Here is an 18,810-nt window from a genome sequence, read left to right as displayed (position 1 = left end):
ATCCTGGCATTCGCTTAGAAGGGATGTGTATGTCGGACGTACGCCACGGTTCTACCCAACATTGCACTGCTGACGAGGCGGGGACTTACCGTCTTGTTATCTGGCGACTCATTCCGTTTCTCTGTTTCTGTTACCTGGCTGCCTACCTGGACCGTATCAACATCGGATTCGCAAAGTTGCAAATGCTTGATCAGCTGCATCTTTCCGAGACGGCTTACGGGTTGGGGGCAGGGCTCTTCTTCGTTGGCTATATCCTGTTCGAGGTGCCCAGTAACCTGGTGCTGGAGCGTGTCGGCGCCCGTATCTGGATTGCCCGAATCATGATCACCTGGGGGTTATTGTCGGGCGCCACGATGTTTGTGACCGAGGCGTGGCAGTTCTACCTCCTGCGTTTTCTTCTAGGGGCCGCCGAAGCGGGCTTTTTGCCTGGTGTTCTGTTTTACCTGACCCAGTGGTTCCCTACTTATCGCCGAAGCCGCGTCATTGCACTGTTCATGATTGGTCTGCCGCTGTCGAGCCTGATTGGCGGGCCGATTTCGGGTTGGATCATGAGCCATTTCCATCAGGTCAACGGCTTGCAGGGCTGGCAATGGCTCTTTCTGCTGGAAGCCGTGCCTACAATGGTTCTGGGTATTTTGACTTTCTGGGTGCTGCCCAACACCATCAGCGAAGCCGCCTGGCTGAGCGCAGAACAGAAACAGGTGCTGTTGCAGAAACTTGAGGAAGATGAATCCGATCGACCCGACACGCCCTATCGTTTTCGCGACGGATTCTGGGACATTAAGGTCTGGATGCTGGGAGGAATCGACTTTTCAATCCTGCTTTGTGCTTATGCCATGGGATTCTGGCTGCCAACCTTCATCAAGGGCGCTGGGGTAACCGATACCGTGCATATTGGATGGCTCACCGCCATTCCAAGCCTCATGGGGCTGATCGGCATGCTGGCCATTGGCGCAAGCTCGGACCGTTTTCGGGAGCGCCGCTGGCATATCATCGTGCCGTTCATCGTAGGGGCTGCGGCGCTGTCCATGAGTACCTTCTTCTCCCAGGACGTCATGATGCTGGTGCTGCTGTTCGGAATCGCCTCGGCTGCGATCATTGGCGCCGTCCCGGTCTTTTTCAGCCTGCCGGCCACCTTTCTCAAGGGGACGGCGGCTGCGACCGGCTTTGCCCTGGCCTGTTCGCTAGCCAACATTGCCGGTCTGGTCAGCAACTCGCTGATGGGGTTTGTGCTGGATCTGACCCATAGTAGCGCCGTAGCGCTCTGGTGCTTTGCTGGTTCGCTGCTGCTCAGCTGCCTGCTTGTACTGGCGCTGCCGGCCAAGGTGGTGAACCGCTAAGGTCAACCTGCTGCTAGGCTGAAAGAAGTCCTGGTTATGGAGGCGTCTATGTTCAGTCACATCCAGCTTGGCATTCACGATCTGTCACGCATGACGGCCTTTTACAACGCTGTTTTGAGCGAGCTTGGCATGATTCGTATGCCCAACGAGCAAGACGGTGGTCCCGAGGGTGCTGGCTGGCAGTATCCCGGGCAGCGATGGCCGCAGTTCTTTATCCAGTTTCCCTTTGATGGAAAACCCGCTTCGGTGGGTAACGGAACGCAGGTAAGTTTTGCGGCTCCCTCACAGACCAAAGTGGATGCCGCATGGCGTCAGGCGCTGTTGCATGGCGGCTCCGATGAAGGCGCTCCGGGGCTAAGGCCACAGTACGCGCCAGATTACTATGGCGCGTACTGCCGCGACCCTGAGGGCAACAAGTTATGCTTTGTTCATGCCGAAGGGCTGCTGTTAGCGCACCACCAGTAAGGCGCCGCCGGCCGTACGCAGCATATTGCCGGTATTGCTGCCCATGAAGAAGTGTCGTAATCGGGAATGTCCGTAGGCGCCCATGACCGTCAGGCCAATTTCCTGCTGCTTGCGGTACTTCTCAAGCGCAAGCTCTACATCGCCTTCGACGATGGCGGTCACAGCGCTCAGACCCACAGAGCGCAGGATAGTGGCTGCATCTTCAAGAGGCTGACGATTTTCGGCGTTATCCTTTCCGACGGTCACGATATGGCACTCCAGACCCCGAAATAGCGGGCTTTCGGCCATAAGCTCGAGTGCCTTTCGCGCACTGTTACTGTTATCGAAGCCCAGCATAACGCGCTGAGGGATCTCAAACGCTACCGGTGTCACAAGAATCGGACGGGTCAGGGTGCGGATTGCGCTTTCCAGATGGCTACCGATCAGCCGTGCCGGTGGGGTTTCCTCGCCCAGTCGACCCATGACGAAAAGGGCGCTTTGCGCCTGCATATCCCGCAGCGTATCGAGAAAGTCTCCGTGCCGCTGTAGCGTATCGGTTTCCTGAGCACCCAGCTTGGTGACATGCTCCTGAGCAGCTTCCAGCAGAAGCTGCCCTTGCTTGAGGCCTAGTCCCCTGCGCTTCTCATCCAGTCTGGCCAGCTCGTCCAACAGGTGCTCCCGACTGCCCAGCCCGATAGTGCCGCTCAGGTCAGAATCGGCAGGATAATGTTTACGGTCAAGCACATGCAGCAGATGTATGGGGGTACCCAGCTTCAGGCTGGCCCAGGCAGCATAATCGCAAACACCTCGTGTAGCAGGGGAGCCATCGACACAAGCGATGATCCTGTTCATTACTGTTCCTCGATCAGTAGCATTCAAAACGCGATATCTAGTGGCCCATCACTTTGTTGGCCGCGTCCGGTTTGTCATGGATGCCAAAGCGGTCGACCAGCGTAGCACTAGCCTGGTTCAGGCCAATGACCTCCACGTGCGCTCCTTCCCGACGGAACTTGAGAACGACGTTATCCAGTGCCGAAACCGCTGTAATGTCCCAGAAGTGGGCATGGGTCAGGTCGATCACTACATGGGAAACCGCTTCCTTCAGGTCAAATGCTGCGTTGAAACGAGTAGTCGATGCGAAGAAAACCTGCCCCTTTACGTCGTAGATCCGTTTTTGCCCATTTTCCAGTCGACTCTCTACCGTCAGGTAGAACGCCACCTTGTTGGCAAAAAACAGCGAAGCCAGCAGTACACCGGTAAGCACACCAAAGGCGAGGTTATGCGTGAAAACCACCACAGCCACGGTGACCAGCATCACTATATTGGTGGATAGGGGGTATTTTTTCAGGTTACGGATGGAGTCCCAGCTAAAGGTGCCGATAGAGACCATGATCATGACGGCAACCAGTGCAGCCATGGGAATGCGCGAGACCCAATCCCCAATGAAAACCACCAGAATCAGCAGGAATACTCCAGCTACGAGAGTGGATAGCCGGGAGCGACCGCCAGACTTCACATTAATGACGGACTGGCCGATCATCGCGCAGCCTGCCATTCCGCCCAGAAGACCCGAAACGATATTGGCCAGCCCTTGGCCCTTGCATTCACGGTTCTTGTCGCTAGACGTATCGGTCAGGTCATCCACGATAGTGGCAGTCATCATGGACTCCAGCAGGCCTACCACGGCAATGGCAGCCGAGTAGGGGAGGATGATCAGCAGGGTATCCAGGTTGAGCGGCACGTCAGGCAGGAGAAATACCGGCAGGCTGTCAGGCAGTTCACCCATGTCCCCTACGGTGCGTACATCAAGACCCAGATACATCGAGAGGGCCGTCACCAGCAGGATGCAGACCAGTGGCGAGGGAATGAACTTGCCTAGCGTGGGTACGTAGGGAAACAGATAAATGATGCCCAAGCCAGCCGCTGTCAGGGCATAGACATGCCAGGTGACATGGGTCAGTTCAGGCAGTTGCGCCATGAAAATCAGGATAGCCAGTGCATTAACGAAGCCGGTCACTACGGAGCGCGAGACAAAGCGCATCAGCGAGCCCAGCCTCAGAAAGCCGATGATGATCTGGATAATGCCAGTCAGCAGCGTAGCGGCAAGCAGGTATTGGAGGCCATGATCGCGCACGAGGGTGGTCATGAGCAGGGCAGTCGCGCCTGTCGCTGCCGAGATCATGCCGGGACGACCCCCTGCGAAGGCGATGGTCACCGCGATACAGAAGGACGCATACAGGCCGACTTTCGGATCGACACCAGCAATGATGGAAAAGGCGATGGCCTCTGGGATGAGCGCAAGGGCAACGACCAGGCCGGCAAGAATGTCGCCGCGCAGATTGTAGAACCAGTGATTCTTGAGGGTATGCAGCATTGCAGGTACCAAAGCAAAAGCCAAAACCCGCACGCCGAGCGGACGGCATGCGAAGCCTATGGGTTATGACACGTTGAAAAAAGACAAGTGCTGGGCCTGAAAGGCGCGCAGCAAATACCGCACTGACGGGTGCTTCCAGCGTCAGCGGTACAGGCGGGGAGGGGAAAGCGCTATGGCGGCGTAGGCAGCCAGCAAAGAGGGTTAAGCAGTGTCATCAGACCTGTCTTCAGCCTTCGAAATAAACGAGGGAGCGACCTTAACACAAAATGTAAAAAGGTGCAGACAGCATTAAAGACTTACTGTATTAGGCCGATAACAAAATCAGAAGTTTCGGAGCGCGCCTCTGACAGAAGTGCTCTGCGAAAGTTCCCAAAAGAGCAAAATAATCGGATAACTGGCTAGTTGCCACCGCTTCGATTGGTTATATTTTGCTCAGGGGTGCGGCGAAGAATCGCACTTCACTTCTGATGAGGAGTCAAGACGTGGATATGAACCGTCGGCAATTCTTCAAGGTCGCGGGTATCGGCCTTGCAGGATCTAGCCTGGCGGCACTAGGCATGGCACCGACGCCAGCTTTTGCCGAACAGGTGCGCCATTTCAAACTGGCGCGCACCATCGAAACGCGTAACACCTGCCCTTACTGCTCTGTGGGTTGTGGCTTGGTTATGTACAGCCATGGCGATAAGGCCAAGAACGTTGCGCAAAACATCATTCACATCGAAGGCGATGCGGATCACCCAGTGAACCGCGGTACGCTGTGCCCGAAAGGTGCCGGTCTGCTGGACTTCATCCACAGCCCGAATCGACTGAAGTATCCCGAGGTCCGCGAAGCAGGCTCCAACGAGTGGAAGCGCATCTCCTGGGAAGAGGCGATGGATCGCATCGTCAAACTGGTCAAGGAAGAGCGTGACGCCAATTTCATCACCAAGAATGCTCAGGGCCAGACGGTTAACCGTTGGACGTCCGTTGGCTTCCTGGCTGCGTCCGCTGCTTCCAACGAAGCCGGTTATCTGACTCAGAAAGTCGTTCGTAACCTTGGTCTAGTCGGTTTCGATAACCAAGCTCGCGTTTGACACGGCCCGACGGTGGCAAGTCTTGCCCCGACATATGGCCGTGGCGCCATGACGAATACCTGGACGGATATTCGTAATGCCAACCTGATTCTGGTGATGGGCGGAAACGCCGCTGAAGCGCATCCGTGCGGCTTCAAATGGGTGACCGAAGCGAAGGCCCATAACAAGGCACGCCTGATCGTGGTCGATCCGCGTTATACCCGTACGGCTTCCGTATCGGATTATTACGCGCCGATTCGTACCGGCTCGGACATTGCGTTCCTGGGCGGCCTGATCAATTACCTGATCACAAACGATAAGATTCAGCACGAATACGTTCGTAACTACACTGACGTCTCCTTCATCGTGAACGAAGGCTTCACGTTCGAGGACGGTCTGTTCAGCGGTTACAACGCCGAGAAGCGCACCTATAGCGACAAGTCCACCTGGAGCTATGAGAAGGGCGCGGATGGTTTTGCCAAGGTCGATCCGACCCTGGAACACCCGCGTTGCGTCTTCCAGCTGATGAAGAAGCACTACAGCCGTTACACACCGGAAGTTGCCAGCAATATCTGCGGTATGCCGCAGGATCGCATGATGAAGATCTGGGCGGAAATCGCCGAGACCTCGCAGCCTGGCAAGACCATGACCATTCTGTACGCCCTGGGTTGGACGCAACATTCTGTGGGCGCCCAGATCATCCGTACAGCGGCAATGGTTCAGCTGCTGCTGGGTAACGTGGGTCTGCCGGGTGGCGGTGTGAACGCACTGCGCGGTCACTCCAACATCCAGGGTCTGACCGACCTGGGTCTGCTGTCGAACCTTCTGCCGGGCTACATGACGCTGGGCAATGATGGTGAGCAGGACTTTAACGCTTACATCACCAAGCGTGCGCTCAAACCGCTTCGTCCTGGCCAGATGTCCTATTGGCAGAATTACGGCAAATTCCATGTCAGCCTGATGAAGGCTTGGTATGGCGATGCGGCGACAGCTGAAAACAACTGGTGCTACGACTATCTGCCCAAGCTGGACGTACCGGGTGCCGGTTATGACGTGATGAAGATGTTCGACATGATGTCTCGTGGCGAAGTCCGTGGCTATTTCTGCCAAGGCTTCAACCCGATCGCATCGTTGCCGGACAAGAATCGCGTAGTGGCTGCGCTTGCCAAGTTGAAGTGGCTGGTCATCATGGACCCGCTGGCAACCGAAACCTCCGAGTTCTGGCGTAATGCCGGCGAGTACAACAACGTTGATACCGCCAGTATCAAGACCGCAGTGTTCCGTTTGCCCACGACCTGCTTCGCTGAAGAAGATGGCTCTCTGGTCAACAGTAGCCGTTGGCTGCAGTGGCACTGGAAGGGCGCTGAAGCACCCGGTGAGGCGCGTACCGATGTGACCATCATGTCGGAAATGTTCCTCAAGCTGCGCGAGATGTATCGCACGGAGGGCGGTGCCTATCCGGATCCGATCCTGAACCTGTACTGGCCGTACAAGATTCCGCACGAGCCGTCTCCCGAGGAGTTGGCCAAGGAGTTCAACGGTTATGCCGTCAAGGACGTTACCGATGCCTCTGGCGCGGTAGTGGCCAAGGCTGGCCAACAGCTGTCGGGCTTCGCTCAGCTCAAGGACGACGGTACAACGGCTTCGGGCTGCTGGATCTTCTGTGGCAGCTGGACCGAGCAAGGCAACCAAATGGCGCGCCGTGACAATAGCGATCCCTATGGTGTCGGTCAGAGTCTGGGCTGGGCATGGGCGTGGCCGATGAACCGCCGGATTCTGTACAACCGTGCCTCGGCCGACCCAAGCGGTAAGCCATGGGGACCGGACAAGAAGCTGGTCTGGTGGAACGGCAAGAACTGGGGCGGCGCTGACGTTCCAGACTTCAAGCCGGACAGCGCACCGGAAGCCGGTATGAATCCGTTCATCATGAACCCGGAAGGTGTGGCGCGTTTCTTCGCCGTCGACAAGATGGCCGAAGGTCCGTTCCCTGAGCACTACGAGCCCTTCGAGACGCCGATCGGGGTTAACCCGATGCATCCGAAGAACAACAAAGTGATCAGCAACCCGGCCGCTCGTGTTCTGCCCTCCGTATGGGAGTCGTTCGGCAAGGCCGACAAGTTCCCGTATGCGGCGACCACGTACCGTCTGACCGAGCACTTCCACTTCTGGACAAAGCATTGCCGTTTGAATGCGATTGTCCAGCCCGAGCAGTTCGTCGAGATCGGCGAAGCGCTGGCGAAGGAGAAGGGCATAGCGGCAGGCGACAAGGTTCGGGTGAGTTCCAAGCGTGGTTACATTGTGGCCGTCGCGGTGGTGACCAAGCGGATCAAGCCATTGGAAGTGAACGGCCAAACCGTGCACCAGATTGGTATTCCGTTGCACTGGGGCTTCTCAGGTCTGACGCGTCACGGTTACCTGACCAACACACTGGTTCCATTCGTCGGCGATGGCAACTCGCAAACGCCCGAATCGAAATCGTTCCTCGTCAACGTGGAGAAGGCATAAATGGCACTTCAAGAAATCGTTGCCCAATCCGCGACGACGACCACGCCTTCCTCCATACGTCAGGTGGAGGAGGTCGCCAAGCTGATCGACGTCTCCAAGTGCATTGGCTGCAAGGCCTGCCAGGTGGCGTGTTCAGAGTGGAACGAGCTGCGTGATGATGTGGGGCACAACCATGGTACGTACGACAACCCGGCCGACCTGACCTCTGATACCTGGACGCTCATGCGCTTTACCGAGCATGAGAACCAGGCCGGCGATCTGGAGTGGCTGATCCGTAAGGACGGCTGTATGCATTGCGCCGAGCCGGGCTGCCTCAAGGCGTGCCCGAGCCCGGGAGCGATCATCCAGCATGCCAACGGTATCGTTGACTTCAACCAGGATCATTGCATTGGCTGCGGCTATTGCATCACCGGTTGTCCGTTCAACATTCCGCGGATCTCGCAGAAGGATCACAAGGCGTACAAGTGCACCCTGTGTTCCGACCGTGTGTCCGTAGGGCTTGAGCCTGCGTGCGTGAAGACCTGTCCGACGGGTGCCATTACATTTGGTACCAAGGAAGACATGAAGCACCATGCTGAGGAGCGCATTGTCGATCTGAAGAGCCGTGGTTACGAGAACGCCGGTCTGTACGACCCGGCGGGTGTAGGCGGTACGCACGTCATGTACGTGTTGCACCACGCCGATCAGCCTGCGTTGTACAACAACCTGCCGAACGATCCGGCCATCAGCCCGATGGTAAGCCTGTGGAAAGGCATCACCAAGCCGTTATCGCTGCTTGCCATGGGCGCTGCGGTGCTGGCGGGCTTCTTCCACTACGTACGTATCGGACCGAACCGTGCGGACGAAGAGGATGAGGCGCATCACGATGCTGCCGCCGAGCAGGTGGAGAAAAAGTCCCAGGACACGTCGGTGAAGACGTTCGATCCGACCAAACGCTGAGATAACGTCTCCCTCGCAGGCGGGGGAGACGCTCCAGGAGCCTTCAAATGAAAAAAGAGATCGTTCGTTACGGTGCCAGTGAGCGCACCAATCACTGGGCGGTGGCTATACTGTTCTTCATGGCAGGCCTGTCGGGGCTGGCGCTGTTCCATCCAGCGCTGTTCTGGCTGACCAACCTGTTCGGCGGCGGACCGTGGACACGGATTCTTCACCCCTTCATGGGTGTGGCGATGTTCCTGTTCTTCATGGGACTCGTGATCCGCTTCTGGCATCACAATATCCTGGAAAAGCGGGATATGCAGTGGGTCAAGCAGATCGGTGACGTGCTGAACAACCGGGAAGACAAGTTGCCCGAAATCGGCAAGTACAATCCGGGACAGAAAGTGTTGTTCTGGGTACTGCTGGCTTCCATGTTGGTACTGATGTTCAGCGGGATCGTGATCTGGCGTGAGTACTTCAGCCATTTCTTCCCGATTGGTGGTATCCGTCTGGCGGCACTGGCCCATGCGGCTGCAGCGTTCCTGTTGATCCTGTCGATCATCGTGCATATCTATGCCGGTATCTGGATCAAGGGTTCGATTGGTGCCATGCTGCACGGTAAGGTCAGCCTCCTGTGGGCCAAGAAGCATCACTCGCTCTGGTACAAGGACATCACGCGAGACAAGAAGTAAAAGCCCCTTCATGGCCTGTTTCGGCAGGCCATGAACAGGCGTCAAACGTATAGCCATGCCTGGCATGGTTGTCGCCGCCACGGACCAGGAGGTCTGTGGCGGCTCCCATTACCGAAGAGGTTTCCTGCGTGTCAGGTCAGATTCTCGAACCGGGGCAGATCGAAGCCTCAGCCGTAACGCCTCCCTTCATCAACCTGCCGCCGAAAAATGCGTTCAGCTACCGTGCCGAGCGTTTGGAAAAGTTGGCGGACGGTAACCCGCTCCGTGATTATCTGCTGCTTGTCAGTGGTATCTGCCGTGCTCAGCAGCAGGTTTTCGACAACCTGGAAAACCTTCCGCTGGAGGCTAAGCGGATTGAGCAGAGCCAGCATCACGGCCTGCCCCCGCTGAGCTGCGATACGCTGGTTCGCGAAGAAGCATGGCTGGGTGTATTGGACGCCGTACTGAAGGCGTATCAGGTGCCTGAAGGCAATACTGCCGTACAGGAAGCGCTTGAGCAGATTCGTACAGCGGACGCCGGACAGCGCAAGGTGTGGGCAATTGCCTTGGTCAGCGGGCAGTATGACCAGGTTCCAGCGGCACTGGTGCCTTTCCTGGGCGCAGCGCTACAGGTTGCCTGGACAAATTGGCTGTTTCAGATCGAGACGGACAAGTTTCGTGAGTCCAAGAGTCAGACTCATTGCCCAGCCTGTGGCTCACTACCGGTTGCCGGTGTGATTCGTCACCGCGGCAAGCTTAATGGTCTTCGCTACCTGAGTTGCTCACTGTGCTCGTGTGAATGGCATTACGTGCGGGTAAAGTGCACCCAGTGCGAAAACAGCAAGGAGTTGGGTTACTTTTCGCTGGAAAACGATGCGGTCCTGGCCGAAAAGGCACCGCTGCGAGCGGAAGCTTGTCCCAGCTGCGAAACTTACCTCAAGCTGCTGTATCTGGAGCATGATACCGAGGCGGAGGCCGTGTCAGCCGATCTGGCCAGCTTGGCGCTGGACATGCGGCTCGATGAGGAAGGTTATCACCGTCAGGCCCCTAATCTGCTGCTGGCTCCCGGCGGCTGATTCCTGATACACAGAGTCCGCTTCGCTCATAGCGGCGGGCTCTGCCAGCCCTTCTTTTACAGGGCTGAAGTGTTGGTCTTACTACGTGCGCATGCGCGATGCTGCATCCGGTTGTAAACTCCAGGCTCATGTTCTTGTTATGAGGCCTGCATGACAGCCGTCCGTTTGCCTTCTGTTGATCGTCTGTTACGTCATCCCGCTGCGACATCGCTCCTGGACCGCTATGGTCGTGAAGCATTGCTCAAGACCTTTCGCGAGCTGCTCGATGAGCTGCGTGAGCCTTTTCGACAGGGACAGATCAGCGAGGCGGATGTCGATGAGGCCGTTCTGACAGGCCGGGCCGGGGAGCGATTGGCTGTCCGAAACCAGCGTCAGGTCCGACGCGTATTCAACCTGACTGGAACTGTTCTCCATACCAATCTAGGGCGTGCGCTGCTGCCTGAAGAGGCCATCGATGCGATGACCCTAGCTGCTCGCTACCCGCTCAATCTTGAGTTTGACCTCAATACCGGCAAGCGCGGTGACCGCGACGACCTGATTGCGGGATTGATCCGTGAGCTGACCGGCGCCGAAGCGGTGACGGTGGTCAACAACAATGCCGCCGCTGTGTTGCTTGCCCTTAACAGTCTTGGCGCTCGCAAGGAAGGCATCATTTCGCGTGGCGAGCTGATCGAGATCGGTGGCGCTTTTCGTATTCCAGATATCATGGCGCGCGCCAATGTAAGGCTGGTCGAGGTCGGTACGACCAACCGTACCCACGCCAAGGATTACGAGAGCGCCATTACCGAGCGTACCGGGCTGCTCATGCGTGTACACACGAGTAATTACACTGTGCAGGGGTTTACCAGCAGTGTGGCAACTCCCGAACTGTCCTCTATTGCTCGCGCCCATGAAGTCCCCTTGCTGGAGGATTTGGGGAGCGGCTCTCTGGTAGACCTCACCCGTTGGGGATTGCCCAAGGAGCCAACCGTCCAGGAAGCCCTACGCGATGGCGCTGATATCGTGACCTTTAGCGGCGATAAGCTGCTCGGTGGTCCGCAGTGTGGAGTTATCGTCGGGCATAAGGACCTGATCGCCCGCATCAAGAAAAACCCCCTCAAACGTGCTTTGCGAGTCGACAAGATCACCTTGGCTGCACTTGAGGCGGTGTTGGCGCTTTATCGAGACCCGGATCGTTTGGGTGAAAAGCTGACCAGCCTCAGATTACTCTCCCGTGGCCAGGGGGATATTGATAGTCAGGTTCAGCGGGTAATGCGTCCTTTATCTCAGGCACTGGGCGAGCGTTGGCAGGTAACGAGTGAGCTCACGCTCGGCATGATTGGCAGTGGTACCCAGCCGGTGGCTCGTCTGCCCAGCGCAGCGTTGTGCATGCGGCCGAATAGCTCCAAGCGCCTGCGAGGCCGTGCGCTGCGTCTGCTGGAAGAGGCCTTGCGACAGCTGCCTATCCCCGTGATCGGACGTATCGATGACGATGCGCTTTGGCTTGATCTGCGTCAGCTCGATGACGAGGCTGGCTTTATGGCGCAGCTGGGAGCGCTATCGGTTGGGGAGTGGGACGCATGATCGTTGGAACAGCGGGCCATATCGACCACGGCAAGACGTCCCTCATCCGAGCCCTGACGGGTGTGGAGGGCGATCGTCGCCGTGAGGAAAAGGAGCGAGGCATCACCATTGACCTGGGGTACGTTTACTCGGATCTGGGAAATGGAGAGCTGACCGGGTTTATCGATGTTCCCGGCCACGAGCGGTTTGTTCATAACATGCTGGCCGGGGCCAGCGGAATTGATCTGGTGTTACTGGTCGTGGCTACCGATGACGGTGTGATGCCACAAACACGCGAACATCTGGCCATTGTTGAATTGCTGGGCATACGCCGCGCGATGGTCGCCATGACCAAGACGGATCGGGTCGAGGCTGCGCGTGTTAACGCGGTACGGGAAGAAATTGATGCACTGTTAGCAGACGGCCCCCTTGCTGGGGCTCCGGTATTTCCGGTCTCCAGCCAGACGGGAGTGGGTATCGAGGCACTGCGTGCAGCGCTTCTGGATCAGGCTGAACAGGCACTGGCCCGCAGCGACCAAGGGTATTTCAGGCTTGCAGTCGACCGTGTCTTCAGCGTCTCGGGTGCCGGGGTGGTGGTCACGGGAACGGCTTTCGACGGTCGTGTTGCAGTCGGAGATGAGTTGTTATTGGGCGCGCTGGGGCGTCGCGTGCGCGTGCGTGGCCTGCATGCGCAAAATCGAGAGGCCCAGATTGCCCACGCAGGGCAGCGTGTGGCAGTAAACCTGGCGGGTGAGCGGCTCAATGTCGAACAGATCCGGCGAGGCGATTGGCTGCTCGATGAAGCCCTCTACGCGCCGTCTACCCGTGTCGATATTGATTTGCACCTGCTTGGCAGCGAAGGTAAGGCGCTGGCCCACTGGACGCCTGTCCATGTGCATCTGGGTGCCCAGAATCTGACCGGTCGGGTGGCGCTGTTGGAGGATGAGGGTGTATTGACGCCTGGTGGGCGCACACTGGCGCAGCTGGTGCTCAACTCGCCGCTACAGGCTGCTCATGGTGACCATCTGGTGCTGCGGGATCAATCCGCGCAGCGAACCATTGGCGGTGGGCGTGTGCTGGATCCTTTCGGGCCTGCCCGCAATCGGCGTACCCCCACACGACTGGCGCAGCTTGAGGCGTTGCGTCAGGGCTCCTTTGAGGACGCACTGCCGGAGTTGCTCAAACAGGCGGACAATGGCGTAGCGCCTGCCGTGCTGGAGCGCCAGTTCAATCGACCGAGGGCGCGCTGGCAACTGCCTGAACATGTCATGGAAGTTGCTACCCGACAGGGTATCCGTCTGTTCGATGCGACCCGCTGGCAGCACTTGCAGTCTACGCTGTTAGAGCGGCTCGGAACCTTTCATGTCGAACAGCCCGATGAGCTAGGGCCTGATCGTGATCGATTACGTCGATTTGCCTTGCCGCAACTGGAGCGGCCTGTGTTCATTGCGTTGTTGGAAAGCCTGATGGCGTCCAGCCAGATCGAGGCGAGCGGGCCGTGGCTGCACCTGCCGGGCCATCGGGTTCGTCTGACCGAGGCCGAAGAGGCGCTGAAAGAAAAGCTCTGGCCTCTTCTCGAAGCAGGCCGCTTTGATCCCCCCTGGGTACGTGATCTGGCCCGGGAAATTGGTGAGGACGAAGCAGGGGTTCGTCATCTGCTACGCAAGCTGGCACGCCTGGGGCAGCTGCAGCAGATCGTCAAGGATCTCTTCTATCCTGAAAATACGATAAACCATTTGGTACAATTGACGTTGCGTCTTGAGCGCGAAGAGGGGATCATTCGTGCAGCCGCGTTTAGGGATGGTCTGGGGATCGGACGTAAGCGCACAATCCAGATACTCGAATTCTTCGATCGGATCGGTTTGACTCGCCGTATGGGTGATGAACGCAAGATCCGCTCAGACAGCGCACTGGCTGCTCAGGTCGAACAGGCGAGTTGATTGATGGAAGGCAATCGTGCCCGGTGGCGCGGCCGGGCTTCAAACCCGGTTGGGGACGGCAGCCGTTCCCGGGTGAGTTCGACTCTCACTGCCTTCCGCCATTTCTTTTAGACCTAATGTCCTGGCCTGACTTTGCTTTTCTGAATCTTACCTATACTGGATAGGACAAGGCAGCGCGTGACGCCTCCTGTTCTGCTGGCGCCAGGCTGTCAGCCTATGCAGTGGAGGTGACGTATGAAGACGAGAGCCGGCGCGGCCTTTCTTTTTCTGACCTTGTTAGCGGTGTTGCTGGGTGGGCTTGGCCTTGACCCAGCTTCGACTCCATCGACTGAAGCCTCTACAGCCGCTTCGACAGACTGTATGTATGGATATGAGCCCTACGGTTGCGCAGCGCCTATGCAGGTAGGCGGCGACTTTGCCATGCTGGCCCGCATGTAGCGGGTAACGCATTCAAAGACGTTTTCGCAGGTGTATCAGGGCTGTTCGTTGTCCGGAGGAATCGCGTCGCTCATCAATGGATACCGGCAAATAGCCCAAATGGGTATAGAGCAACAGGCCCGGCGTATTGCTGCTGAAACAGGCAGCATGCAGAAAACGCACGCCATGCTGCTGGCAGGCTTGCTGCTCCATCACTCCGATCAGGTGTTGCGCTATGCCCATGCGTCGTGCCCAGGGTGCCACCATTAAATTGCCCAAGTCGCACCGTTCGCCTGGTTGGCAGCGAAAGAAGTTTGCAAAGGCAGCCAGACGATTGTTCAGCAATACAACCGTACTGCCCTGGCGGTTGGCGTATGCCTCTGCCAGTTGGTCTTTTGTTAATGGCCACTGAGCTGTGGGATAGCTATAAAACAGCTCTTCACGACTTTGCGGAAAGTGACACACGGCCTGCAAGTCATCAAGGGTGGCCGCGCGATGTGTCAGTTTGGTATTCATCAGTGAGGTGGGTACTGCGACAGGATCTTGCCAACGGCTGTCTGGATGGTTGCAGTACGCTGCGCAGGGGTATCAGCTGTCTGGTCAGATGACACCTCGGTGCTGCCACGCCATACCAGTTTTCCGTCCCGGTCATCGAGCAGGTCGATCTGCAGCGTAGTTACCTGATAGGTAAAGGTCTGGGTCTGGGTATAGCCGCCACCCCAAGGGCCCCAGTATCCCCAAGGGCCACCCCAATAAGGATCGGTGCGCATGGTTTGCCCTTGGCGCTCATCCGTGAACAGATAGGCCCGAACCCTCAGGTCTGCCTGTCCGCTCGCTGCGGCAGGGCGTAAGCCGCGCTGATCAAGCTGGCCGCTTACGGCATCCTTGATGCGCTGCTCGGTCAAGTCACTTTTCAGCCGCGGGTCTTCAGGCTTGTACGAGACGGCAGGCTGGGCCCAGGTCCAGTTTCGGTAGGCCGCATAGTTACGGGAGGGATCATAGTCCCGGTTAACGGTATTGGTCTCGCACGCGGCAAGGGCAAGCGTAAACGCGATAACAAGCAAACGACGGATCATGATCATTCTCCGACCAGGGGCGCTTAAAAGAAACAATAATTACTCATGGGACCAAGCCGTATGCGCTTTATCTTTAATGCGGTGGATACTGCTCCAGCGCGCGACGAGCGGCTTCGCGGATCGCCTGGGCCCGGGCGCTCTGATCATTGCCGCCCCGTTCCTCGGCACTGCCACTCCATATTCTCTTGCGGCTCTGCGAATCGATCAGCTCAATGCTTAGCACCTGAACCTGATAATACCGAGGGCGAGTCTGGCTGTAGCCTGTTCCGCCGTACGTGCCCCAACGATCGTAGCCATACGGATAGCCGCCGCCATAGCCGACACCACCTCCGTAGTAATCGGTATCGTATACGACACGTTGCTCCTGTCTAACCGTTGCGCTCACATAGAGATCAGGCCGCGTACCGGTTGGCGCAGGTCGGAGCCCGCGCTGATCGAGCTGGGCGCTGATAGCCTCCTGAAGAGTGCTGGTATCCATTGATTGAGAGGAATCACCGGTGGCACGAATGCCCTCGGGTGACCAGGCCCAGCTCCGGTAGCGGCCATAGTCGACTGGGGCTGCTGGATAGCTGCCCGGGTCGATGCGTGCCGGAACAGCAGGTGCTGGCGCAGCAAGCTCAGGCAGAGCGCTAGCTATATAGGGATTCTGGCTCTGACAGGCGGTCAGCCCCAGGCTGATAACCACGCAGGCAAACAGGCGACGCATAGATCACTCCTCTAACGCGCCGGGTTGGCAGATCCAGTGCAGATAACGACCAAGCCCGGCAAATGTAGGGTGCCGTCGATGGGCCAATTCCATTTCGATCAGATCGGCTTCGTTGACCTTACCTTGAAATTCGACTGGCATATAGTCATGAAAAACACGAACGCCACTTCGGGTCACGATCTGCCAGCGACTGCTCATGGCGCGTTCCAGCTCCCGCGGATCAAGTGGCTGTTGAGGTGTCAGGCCCTTGCCTTCGCCCGCATATTCCTGGCGCTTGAGCTTTTTGAAATGGCCTTTGAGCAGGTTCCGGTAGATCAGCGCGTCCCGGTTGTAGAATGCCAGTGAAAGCAGACCATCCGGAGCCGTGAGGCGCGAGAGGACTGGCAGAATCGTATGTGGCTCGGCCAGCCATTCCAGTACGGCGTGGCAGATGACCAAGTCAAAGCGAGTCGTGAGCTGCTCGCTCAGTTCCTGCCAGGGCGCCTCGATAAACGTTGCCTCAAGGCCAGCCTCGGCGAAGCGTTGGCGAGCGCCCTCCAGCATCGGGGCTGAAGGTTCTGCCAGTGTGACGGAGTGACCCTGTTCAGCCAGCCAGAGCGCCATATGGCCCAGTCCTGCTCCAATATCCAGAACCCGCAGCGAGCGTTCAGGCAGGGCTTCCTTCAGGTCGGCCTGGAGTACAGCCAGCCGGATAGCACCTTTGGCATTGCCATAGATCTTCTCGGCAAAACGGATGGCGCGGTCATCGAAAAAGGTATCGGTCATGGCAGGAAGCGCCGCTCATTATCGGCCAGCTTGGCGCGAGTGATTGTCTCCATGTCGAGTCCGAGTTCTGCGCAGAGTTGCAGCAGATAGAGCACGACGTCTGCAATCTCCTGGCCGGCATGCTCAAGGTGATCAGCCGTTAAATGGCGGGATTCCTCTTCGGTCTTCCACTGGAAGATTTCAGCCAGCTCGGCCATCTCAACGCCGGCAGCCATAACCAGGTTTTTCGGGCTGTGATAACGCCGCCACTCATTGGCATCGCGAATGGCGTGCAGGCGGGCAGTAAGTTCGGAAAGGTCCATGCAGGGCTCCTGATAGCCGCATGGCTGGTGGATAGCTATGCGGCGCTTGTTAAGCGCCGCATTTTTTCATGGACTGAGGCGAAAGCGTAGCGGCTTAGCGTGTCATCAGCAGCCAGGGCGTGCCGATTCCCAGCCATGCAGCCAGGAACAGGAAGCCAAAGATGGCACCCAGGCGCCACCACATCGGTCCAGGCAGATAACCGCTGCCGTAGTAAACCGGGCTAGGGCCGGTACCGTAGGGCGTAATGATGCCCATGATGCCGATGGTGGGCAGAAGCAGCAATACGAAGGTATGCATGTCGATGCCAGGAATACTGGCGGCGGCGGCCACCATAACCGGTAGCAGAGCCGTGGTGTGCGCGGTAGCACTGGCGAAGAAGTAGTGCAGCAGATAGAAGGCAATCGTGAGCAGGACCATCGCCACAGTGGGATCGAAATGGCCCAGGTAGTTGGCCATCAGCATACCGAACCATTTCACAAAGCCGACCATGTTCAGGCCGTCTGCGAGAGCTACCAAGGTGGCGAACCAGGCAAAGGTGTTCCAGGCGGCTTTATTACTAAGGATATCGTTCCAGGTCACGATGCCGATAATCAGCATGAGACTGATCACGAGCATACCAACCAGCGCGGGTGAAATAACGGCAGTACCAAAGATCCACATGGCCAGCGCCAGGACGACCAGAATCAGCAGAATGACTTCGTTGCGCGTCAGGCTGCCCATCTTGGCCAGCTCCTCGGCGGCCCATTTGGGCACTACGTCACCGGACTTCAACTCGGGCGGGCACAGCCAGTAGCTCAACAGTGGCAACAGGGCGAGCAGCAGGATGCCGACCGGCGCGGTGGCCATGAACCATTCACCCCAGGTAATGCGAATGCCGGTGGAGCTTTCCACCAGGGCAACGGCGAGCAGGTTGGGGGCGATACCTGTCAGAAACAGTGTGCTGGTCACACAGGCTGAGGCAATCGCCACCCACATGAGGTAGGTGCCGATGCGACGCATGCTGGGATCGTTGGGGTGCGAGTCATACAGCGGTGGCAGGTTACGCAGAATAGGGTAGAGCGTACCGGCGCTGCGTGCGGTATTAGAGGGCGTAAAGGGGGCCAGAACGGTATCCGCCAGCATGATGGCGTAGCCCAGCGTCAGGGTGCGCTTGCCCATGGTTTTAACCAGCCATAAGGCAATACGGCGACCCAGGCCGGTCTTCTCGTAACCCAGGGCAAACATGAACGCGCCAAAGATCAGCCAGACTGTAGAGTTGGTGAAGCCGGAAACGGCCCAGGTAAAGGCCTTGTCGGCCACCTTGAAGCCCGGCTGTGCCAGTTGCTCGGGCGAGAATAGAGCCCAGGGCGCCAGGACCGCAGCAACCACCACGCCAATTAGGCCGATGACGGCACCTGGTAAGGGTTCAAAGATTAGGCCGATCACACAGCCCAGAAATATTGCGAAGAAATGCCATGCGTGCGGTGCCAGCCCCTCGGGAACCGGCAAGGCTGCAATGACGATCGCCACGATCAATGGCGCCATCAACTTGGCCAGCGATTTCATTTTAACTCCCATGCTTTAAAGAGTTTGCGATCTTAGCGCCTGAATGAGACGGCTCAATCGTTTAATTAAACTAAGCGCTAATTGACTTGATTGTTTTTATTGATTAGCGGTTCAGTGAAATTGAGGCAAACGCAGG

General features: G+C 57.7%; 17 protein-coding genes and 1 tRNA gene. 10 read left to right on the top strand and 8 right to left on the bottom strand.

Going from position 1 to position 18,810, the window contains the following annotated elements:
- Positions 1–29: 29 nt before the first annotated feature.
- Both GM154_RS01085 and GM154_RS01080 read left to right on the top strand, forming a co-directional pair.
- Positions 30–1,340 carry an MFS transporter gene (locus tag GM154_RS01085; RefSeq protein WP_219650657.1) on the top strand — a complete coding sequence of 437 codons (1,311 nt, stop codon included), beginning with the start codon at positions 30–32 and terminating at the stop codon, positions 1,338–1,340.
- A gap of 48 nt (positions 1,341–1,388) precedes the next feature.
- Positions 1,389–1,805: a VOC family protein gene (locus tag GM154_RS01080; protein WP_219650656.1), complete on the top strand. Its 417-nt coding sequence runs from the start codon at positions 1,389–1,391 to the stop codon at positions 1,803–1,805.
- Here the strand turns inward: GM154_RS01080 and GM154_RS01075 are convergent.
- Together GM154_RS01075 and GM154_RS01070 are read right to left on the bottom strand one after the other, a co-directional pair.
- Positions 1,788–2,636 carry a universal stress protein gene (locus tag GM154_RS01075; RefSeq protein ID WP_219650654.1) on the bottom strand — a complete coding sequence of 283 codons (849 nt, stop codon included), beginning with the start codon at positions 2,634–2,636 and terminating at the stop codon, positions 1,788–1,790. The genes GM154_RS01080 and GM154_RS01075 overlap by 18 nt on opposite strands.
- Before the next feature lie 37 nt (positions 2,637–2,673).
- The gene (locus GM154_RS01070; RefSeq protein WP_219650653.1) at positions 2,674–4,158 is read right to left on the bottom strand and encodes a SulP family inorganic anion transporter; all 1,485 of its coding nucleotides are present in this window, start codon (positions 4,156–4,158) and stop codon (positions 2,674–2,676) included.
- Positions 4,159–4,640: 482 nt separating this feature from the next.
- Here GM154_RS01070 and fdnG point away from each other — a divergent pair, with 482 nt between their 5' ends.
- From fdnG to GM154_RS01030, 8 genes are all read left to right on the top strand, one after another.
- Positions 4,641–7,715 (top strand): formate dehydrogenase-N subunit alpha, encoded by a 3,075-nt coding sequence (gene fdnG / locus GM154_RS01065; RefSeq protein ID WP_219650652.1) that lies wholly within the window; start codon positions 4,641–4,643, stop codon positions 7,713–7,715.
- Positions 7,716–8,654 carry a formate dehydrogenase subunit beta gene (fdxH, locus tag GM154_RS01060; RefSeq protein ID WP_219650651.1) on the top strand — a complete coding sequence of 313 codons (939 nt, stop codon included), beginning with the start codon at positions 7,716–7,718 and terminating at the stop codon, positions 8,652–8,654.
- Between the two features lie 47 nt (positions 8,655–8,701).
- Complete coding sequence (locus GM154_RS01055) at positions 8,702–9,325, top strand: formate dehydrogenase subunit gamma (RefSeq protein ID WP_125887141.1); 624 nt, start codon at positions 8,702–8,704, stop codon at positions 9,323–9,325.
- 128 nt (positions 9,326–9,453) lie between these two features.
- The gene (gene fdhE / locus GM154_RS01050; RefSeq protein ID WP_219650937.1) at positions 9,454–10,380 is read left to right on the top strand and encodes a formate dehydrogenase accessory protein FdhE; all 927 of its coding nucleotides are present in this window, start codon (positions 9,454–9,456) and stop codon (positions 10,378–10,380) included.
- A gap of 150 nt (positions 10,381–10,530) precedes the next feature.
- Entirely contained in the window at positions 10,531–11,943 is a 1,413-nt protein-coding gene (gene selA, locus GM154_RS01045) for an L-seryl-tRNA(Sec) selenium transferase (protein WP_219650650.1), read from the top strand.
- Positions 11,940–13,862, top strand: coding sequence for a selenocysteine-specific translation elongation factor (gene selB, locus GM154_RS01040; protein ID WP_219650649.1), 1,923 nt, complete (start codon positions 11,940–11,942; stop codon positions 13,860–13,862). The genes selA and selB overlap by 4 nt, the downstream gene beginning before the upstream one ends.
- A 5-nt stretch (positions 13,863–13,867) precedes the next feature.
- Positions 13,868–13,963 (top strand) — tRNA-Sec (locus tag GM154_RS01035).
- A 133-nt stretch (positions 13,964–14,096) separates the two neighbouring features.
- On the top strand, positions 14,097–14,300 hold the full coding sequence (locus tag GM154_RS01030) for a hypothetical protein (protein ID WP_010797241.1): 204 nt from the start codon (positions 14,097–14,099) through the stop codon (positions 14,298–14,300).
- A 12-nt stretch (positions 14,301–14,312) separates the two neighbouring features.
- Here the strand turns inward: GM154_RS01030 and GM154_RS01025 are convergent, their stop codons facing one another.
- From GM154_RS01025 to GM154_RS01000, 6 genes are all read right to left on the bottom strand, one after another.
- Positions 14,313–14,795 carry a GNAT family N-acetyltransferase gene (locus tag GM154_RS01025; RefSeq protein ID WP_219650648.1) on the bottom strand — a complete coding sequence of 161 codons (483 nt, stop codon included), beginning with the start codon at positions 14,793–14,795 and terminating at the stop codon, positions 14,313–14,315.
- The gene (locus tag GM154_RS01020; protein ID WP_219650647.1) at positions 14,795–15,355 is read right to left on the bottom strand and encodes a DUF4136 domain-containing protein; all 561 of its coding nucleotides are present in this window, start codon (positions 15,353–15,355) and stop codon (positions 14,795–14,797) included. The genes GM154_RS01025 and GM154_RS01020 overlap by 1 nt, the downstream gene beginning before the upstream one ends.
- 73 nt (positions 15,356–15,428) lie before the next feature.
- Positions 15,429–16,061, bottom strand: a complete 633-nt coding sequence (locus tag GM154_RS01015) for a DUF4136 domain-containing protein (protein ID WP_219650645.1) — start codon at positions 16,059–16,061, stop codon at positions 15,429–15,431.
- A 3-nt stretch (positions 16,062–16,064) separates the two neighbouring features.
- Positions 16,065–16,826: a methyltransferase domain-containing protein gene (locus GM154_RS01010; protein ID WP_010797245.1), complete on the bottom strand. Its 762-nt coding sequence runs from the start codon at positions 16,824–16,826 to the stop codon at positions 16,065–16,067.
- A complete protein-coding gene (locus tag GM154_RS01005; RefSeq protein WP_010797246.1) occupies positions 16,823–17,128 on the bottom strand; it encodes a nucleotide pyrophosphohydrolase in 306 nt (101 codons plus the stop codon). Before GM154_RS01005 ends, GM154_RS01010 begins: the two co-directional genes overlap by 4 nt.
- A gap of 94 nt (positions 17,129–17,222) precedes the next feature.
- Positions 17,223–18,674: an anion permease gene (locus tag GM154_RS01000; RefSeq protein ID WP_122043340.1), complete on the bottom strand. Its 1,452-nt coding sequence runs from the start codon at positions 18,672–18,674 to the stop codon at positions 17,223–17,225.
- Between the last annotated feature and the right edge of the window lie 136 nt (positions 18,675–18,810).

Origin of the sequence: Pseudomonas sp. MAG002Y, from assembly GCF_019400845.1 — a bacterium.
GTDB classification, from domain to species: domain Bacteria; phylum Pseudomonadota; class Gammaproteobacteria; order Pseudomonadales; family Pseudomonadaceae; genus Chryseomonas; species Chryseomonas luteola.
This window is presented reverse-complemented; position numbering and strand designations above follow the sequence as displayed.

Excerpts from the sequence above, each read along its gene's own strand:
- GM154_RS01030 (WP_010797241.1), top strand. The coding sequence starts at position 14,097 with ATGAAGACGAGAGCCGGCGCGGCCTTTCTTTTTCTGACCTTGTTAGCG.
- GM154_RS01005 (WP_010797246.1), bottom strand. The coding sequence starts at position 17,128 with ATGGACCTTTCCGAACTTACTGCCCGCCTGCACGCCATTCGCGATGCC.
- GM154_RS01020 (WP_219650647.1), bottom strand. The coding sequence starts at position 15,355 with ATGATCCGTCGTTTGCTTGTTATCGCGTTTACGCTTGCCCTTGCCGCG.
- GM154_RS01000 (WP_122043340.1), bottom strand. The coding sequence starts at position 18,674 with ATGAAATCGCTGGCCAAGTTGATGGCGCCATTGATCGTGGCGATCGTC.
- GM154_RS01055 (WP_125887141.1), top strand. The coding sequence starts at position 8,702 with ATGAAAAAAGAGATCGTTCGTTACGGTGCCAGTGAGCGCACCAATCAC.
- GM154_RS01075 (WP_219650654.1), bottom strand. The coding sequence starts at position 2,636 with ATGAACAGGATCATCGCTTGTGTCGATGGCTCCCCTGCTACACGAGGT.
- GM154_RS01010 (WP_010797245.1), bottom strand. The coding sequence starts at position 16,826 with ATGACCGATACCTTTTTCGATGACCGCGCCATCCGTTTTGCCGAGAAG.
- selA (WP_219650650.1), top strand. The coding sequence starts at position 10,531 with ATGACAGCCGTCCGTTTGCCTTCTGTTGATCGTCTGTTACGTCATCCC.
- GM154_RS01080 (WP_219650656.1), top strand. The coding sequence starts at position 1,389 with ATGTTCAGTCACATCCAGCTTGGCATTCACGATCTGTCACGCATGACG.
- GM154_RS01025 (WP_219650648.1), bottom strand. The coding sequence starts at position 14,795 with ATGAATACCAAACTGACACATCGCGCGGCCACCCTTGATGACTTGCAG.
- fdxH (WP_219650651.1), top strand. The coding sequence starts at position 7,716 with ATGGCACTTCAAGAAATCGTTGCCCAATCCGCGACGACGACCACGCCT.
- selB (WP_219650649.1), top strand. The coding sequence starts at position 11,940 with ATGATCGTTGGAACAGCGGGCCATATCGACCACGGCAAGACGTCCCTC.
- GM154_RS01070 (WP_219650653.1), bottom strand. The coding sequence starts at position 4,158 with ATGCTGCATACCCTCAAGAATCACTGGTTCTACAATCTGCGCGGCGAC.
- GM154_RS01015 (WP_219650645.1), bottom strand. The coding sequence starts at position 16,061 with ATGCGTCGCCTGTTTGCCTGCGTGGTTATCAGCCTGGGGCTGACCGCC.
- GM154_RS01085 (WP_219650657.1), top strand. The coding sequence starts at position 30 with ATGTCGGACGTACGCCACGGTTCTACCCAACATTGCACTGCTGACGAG.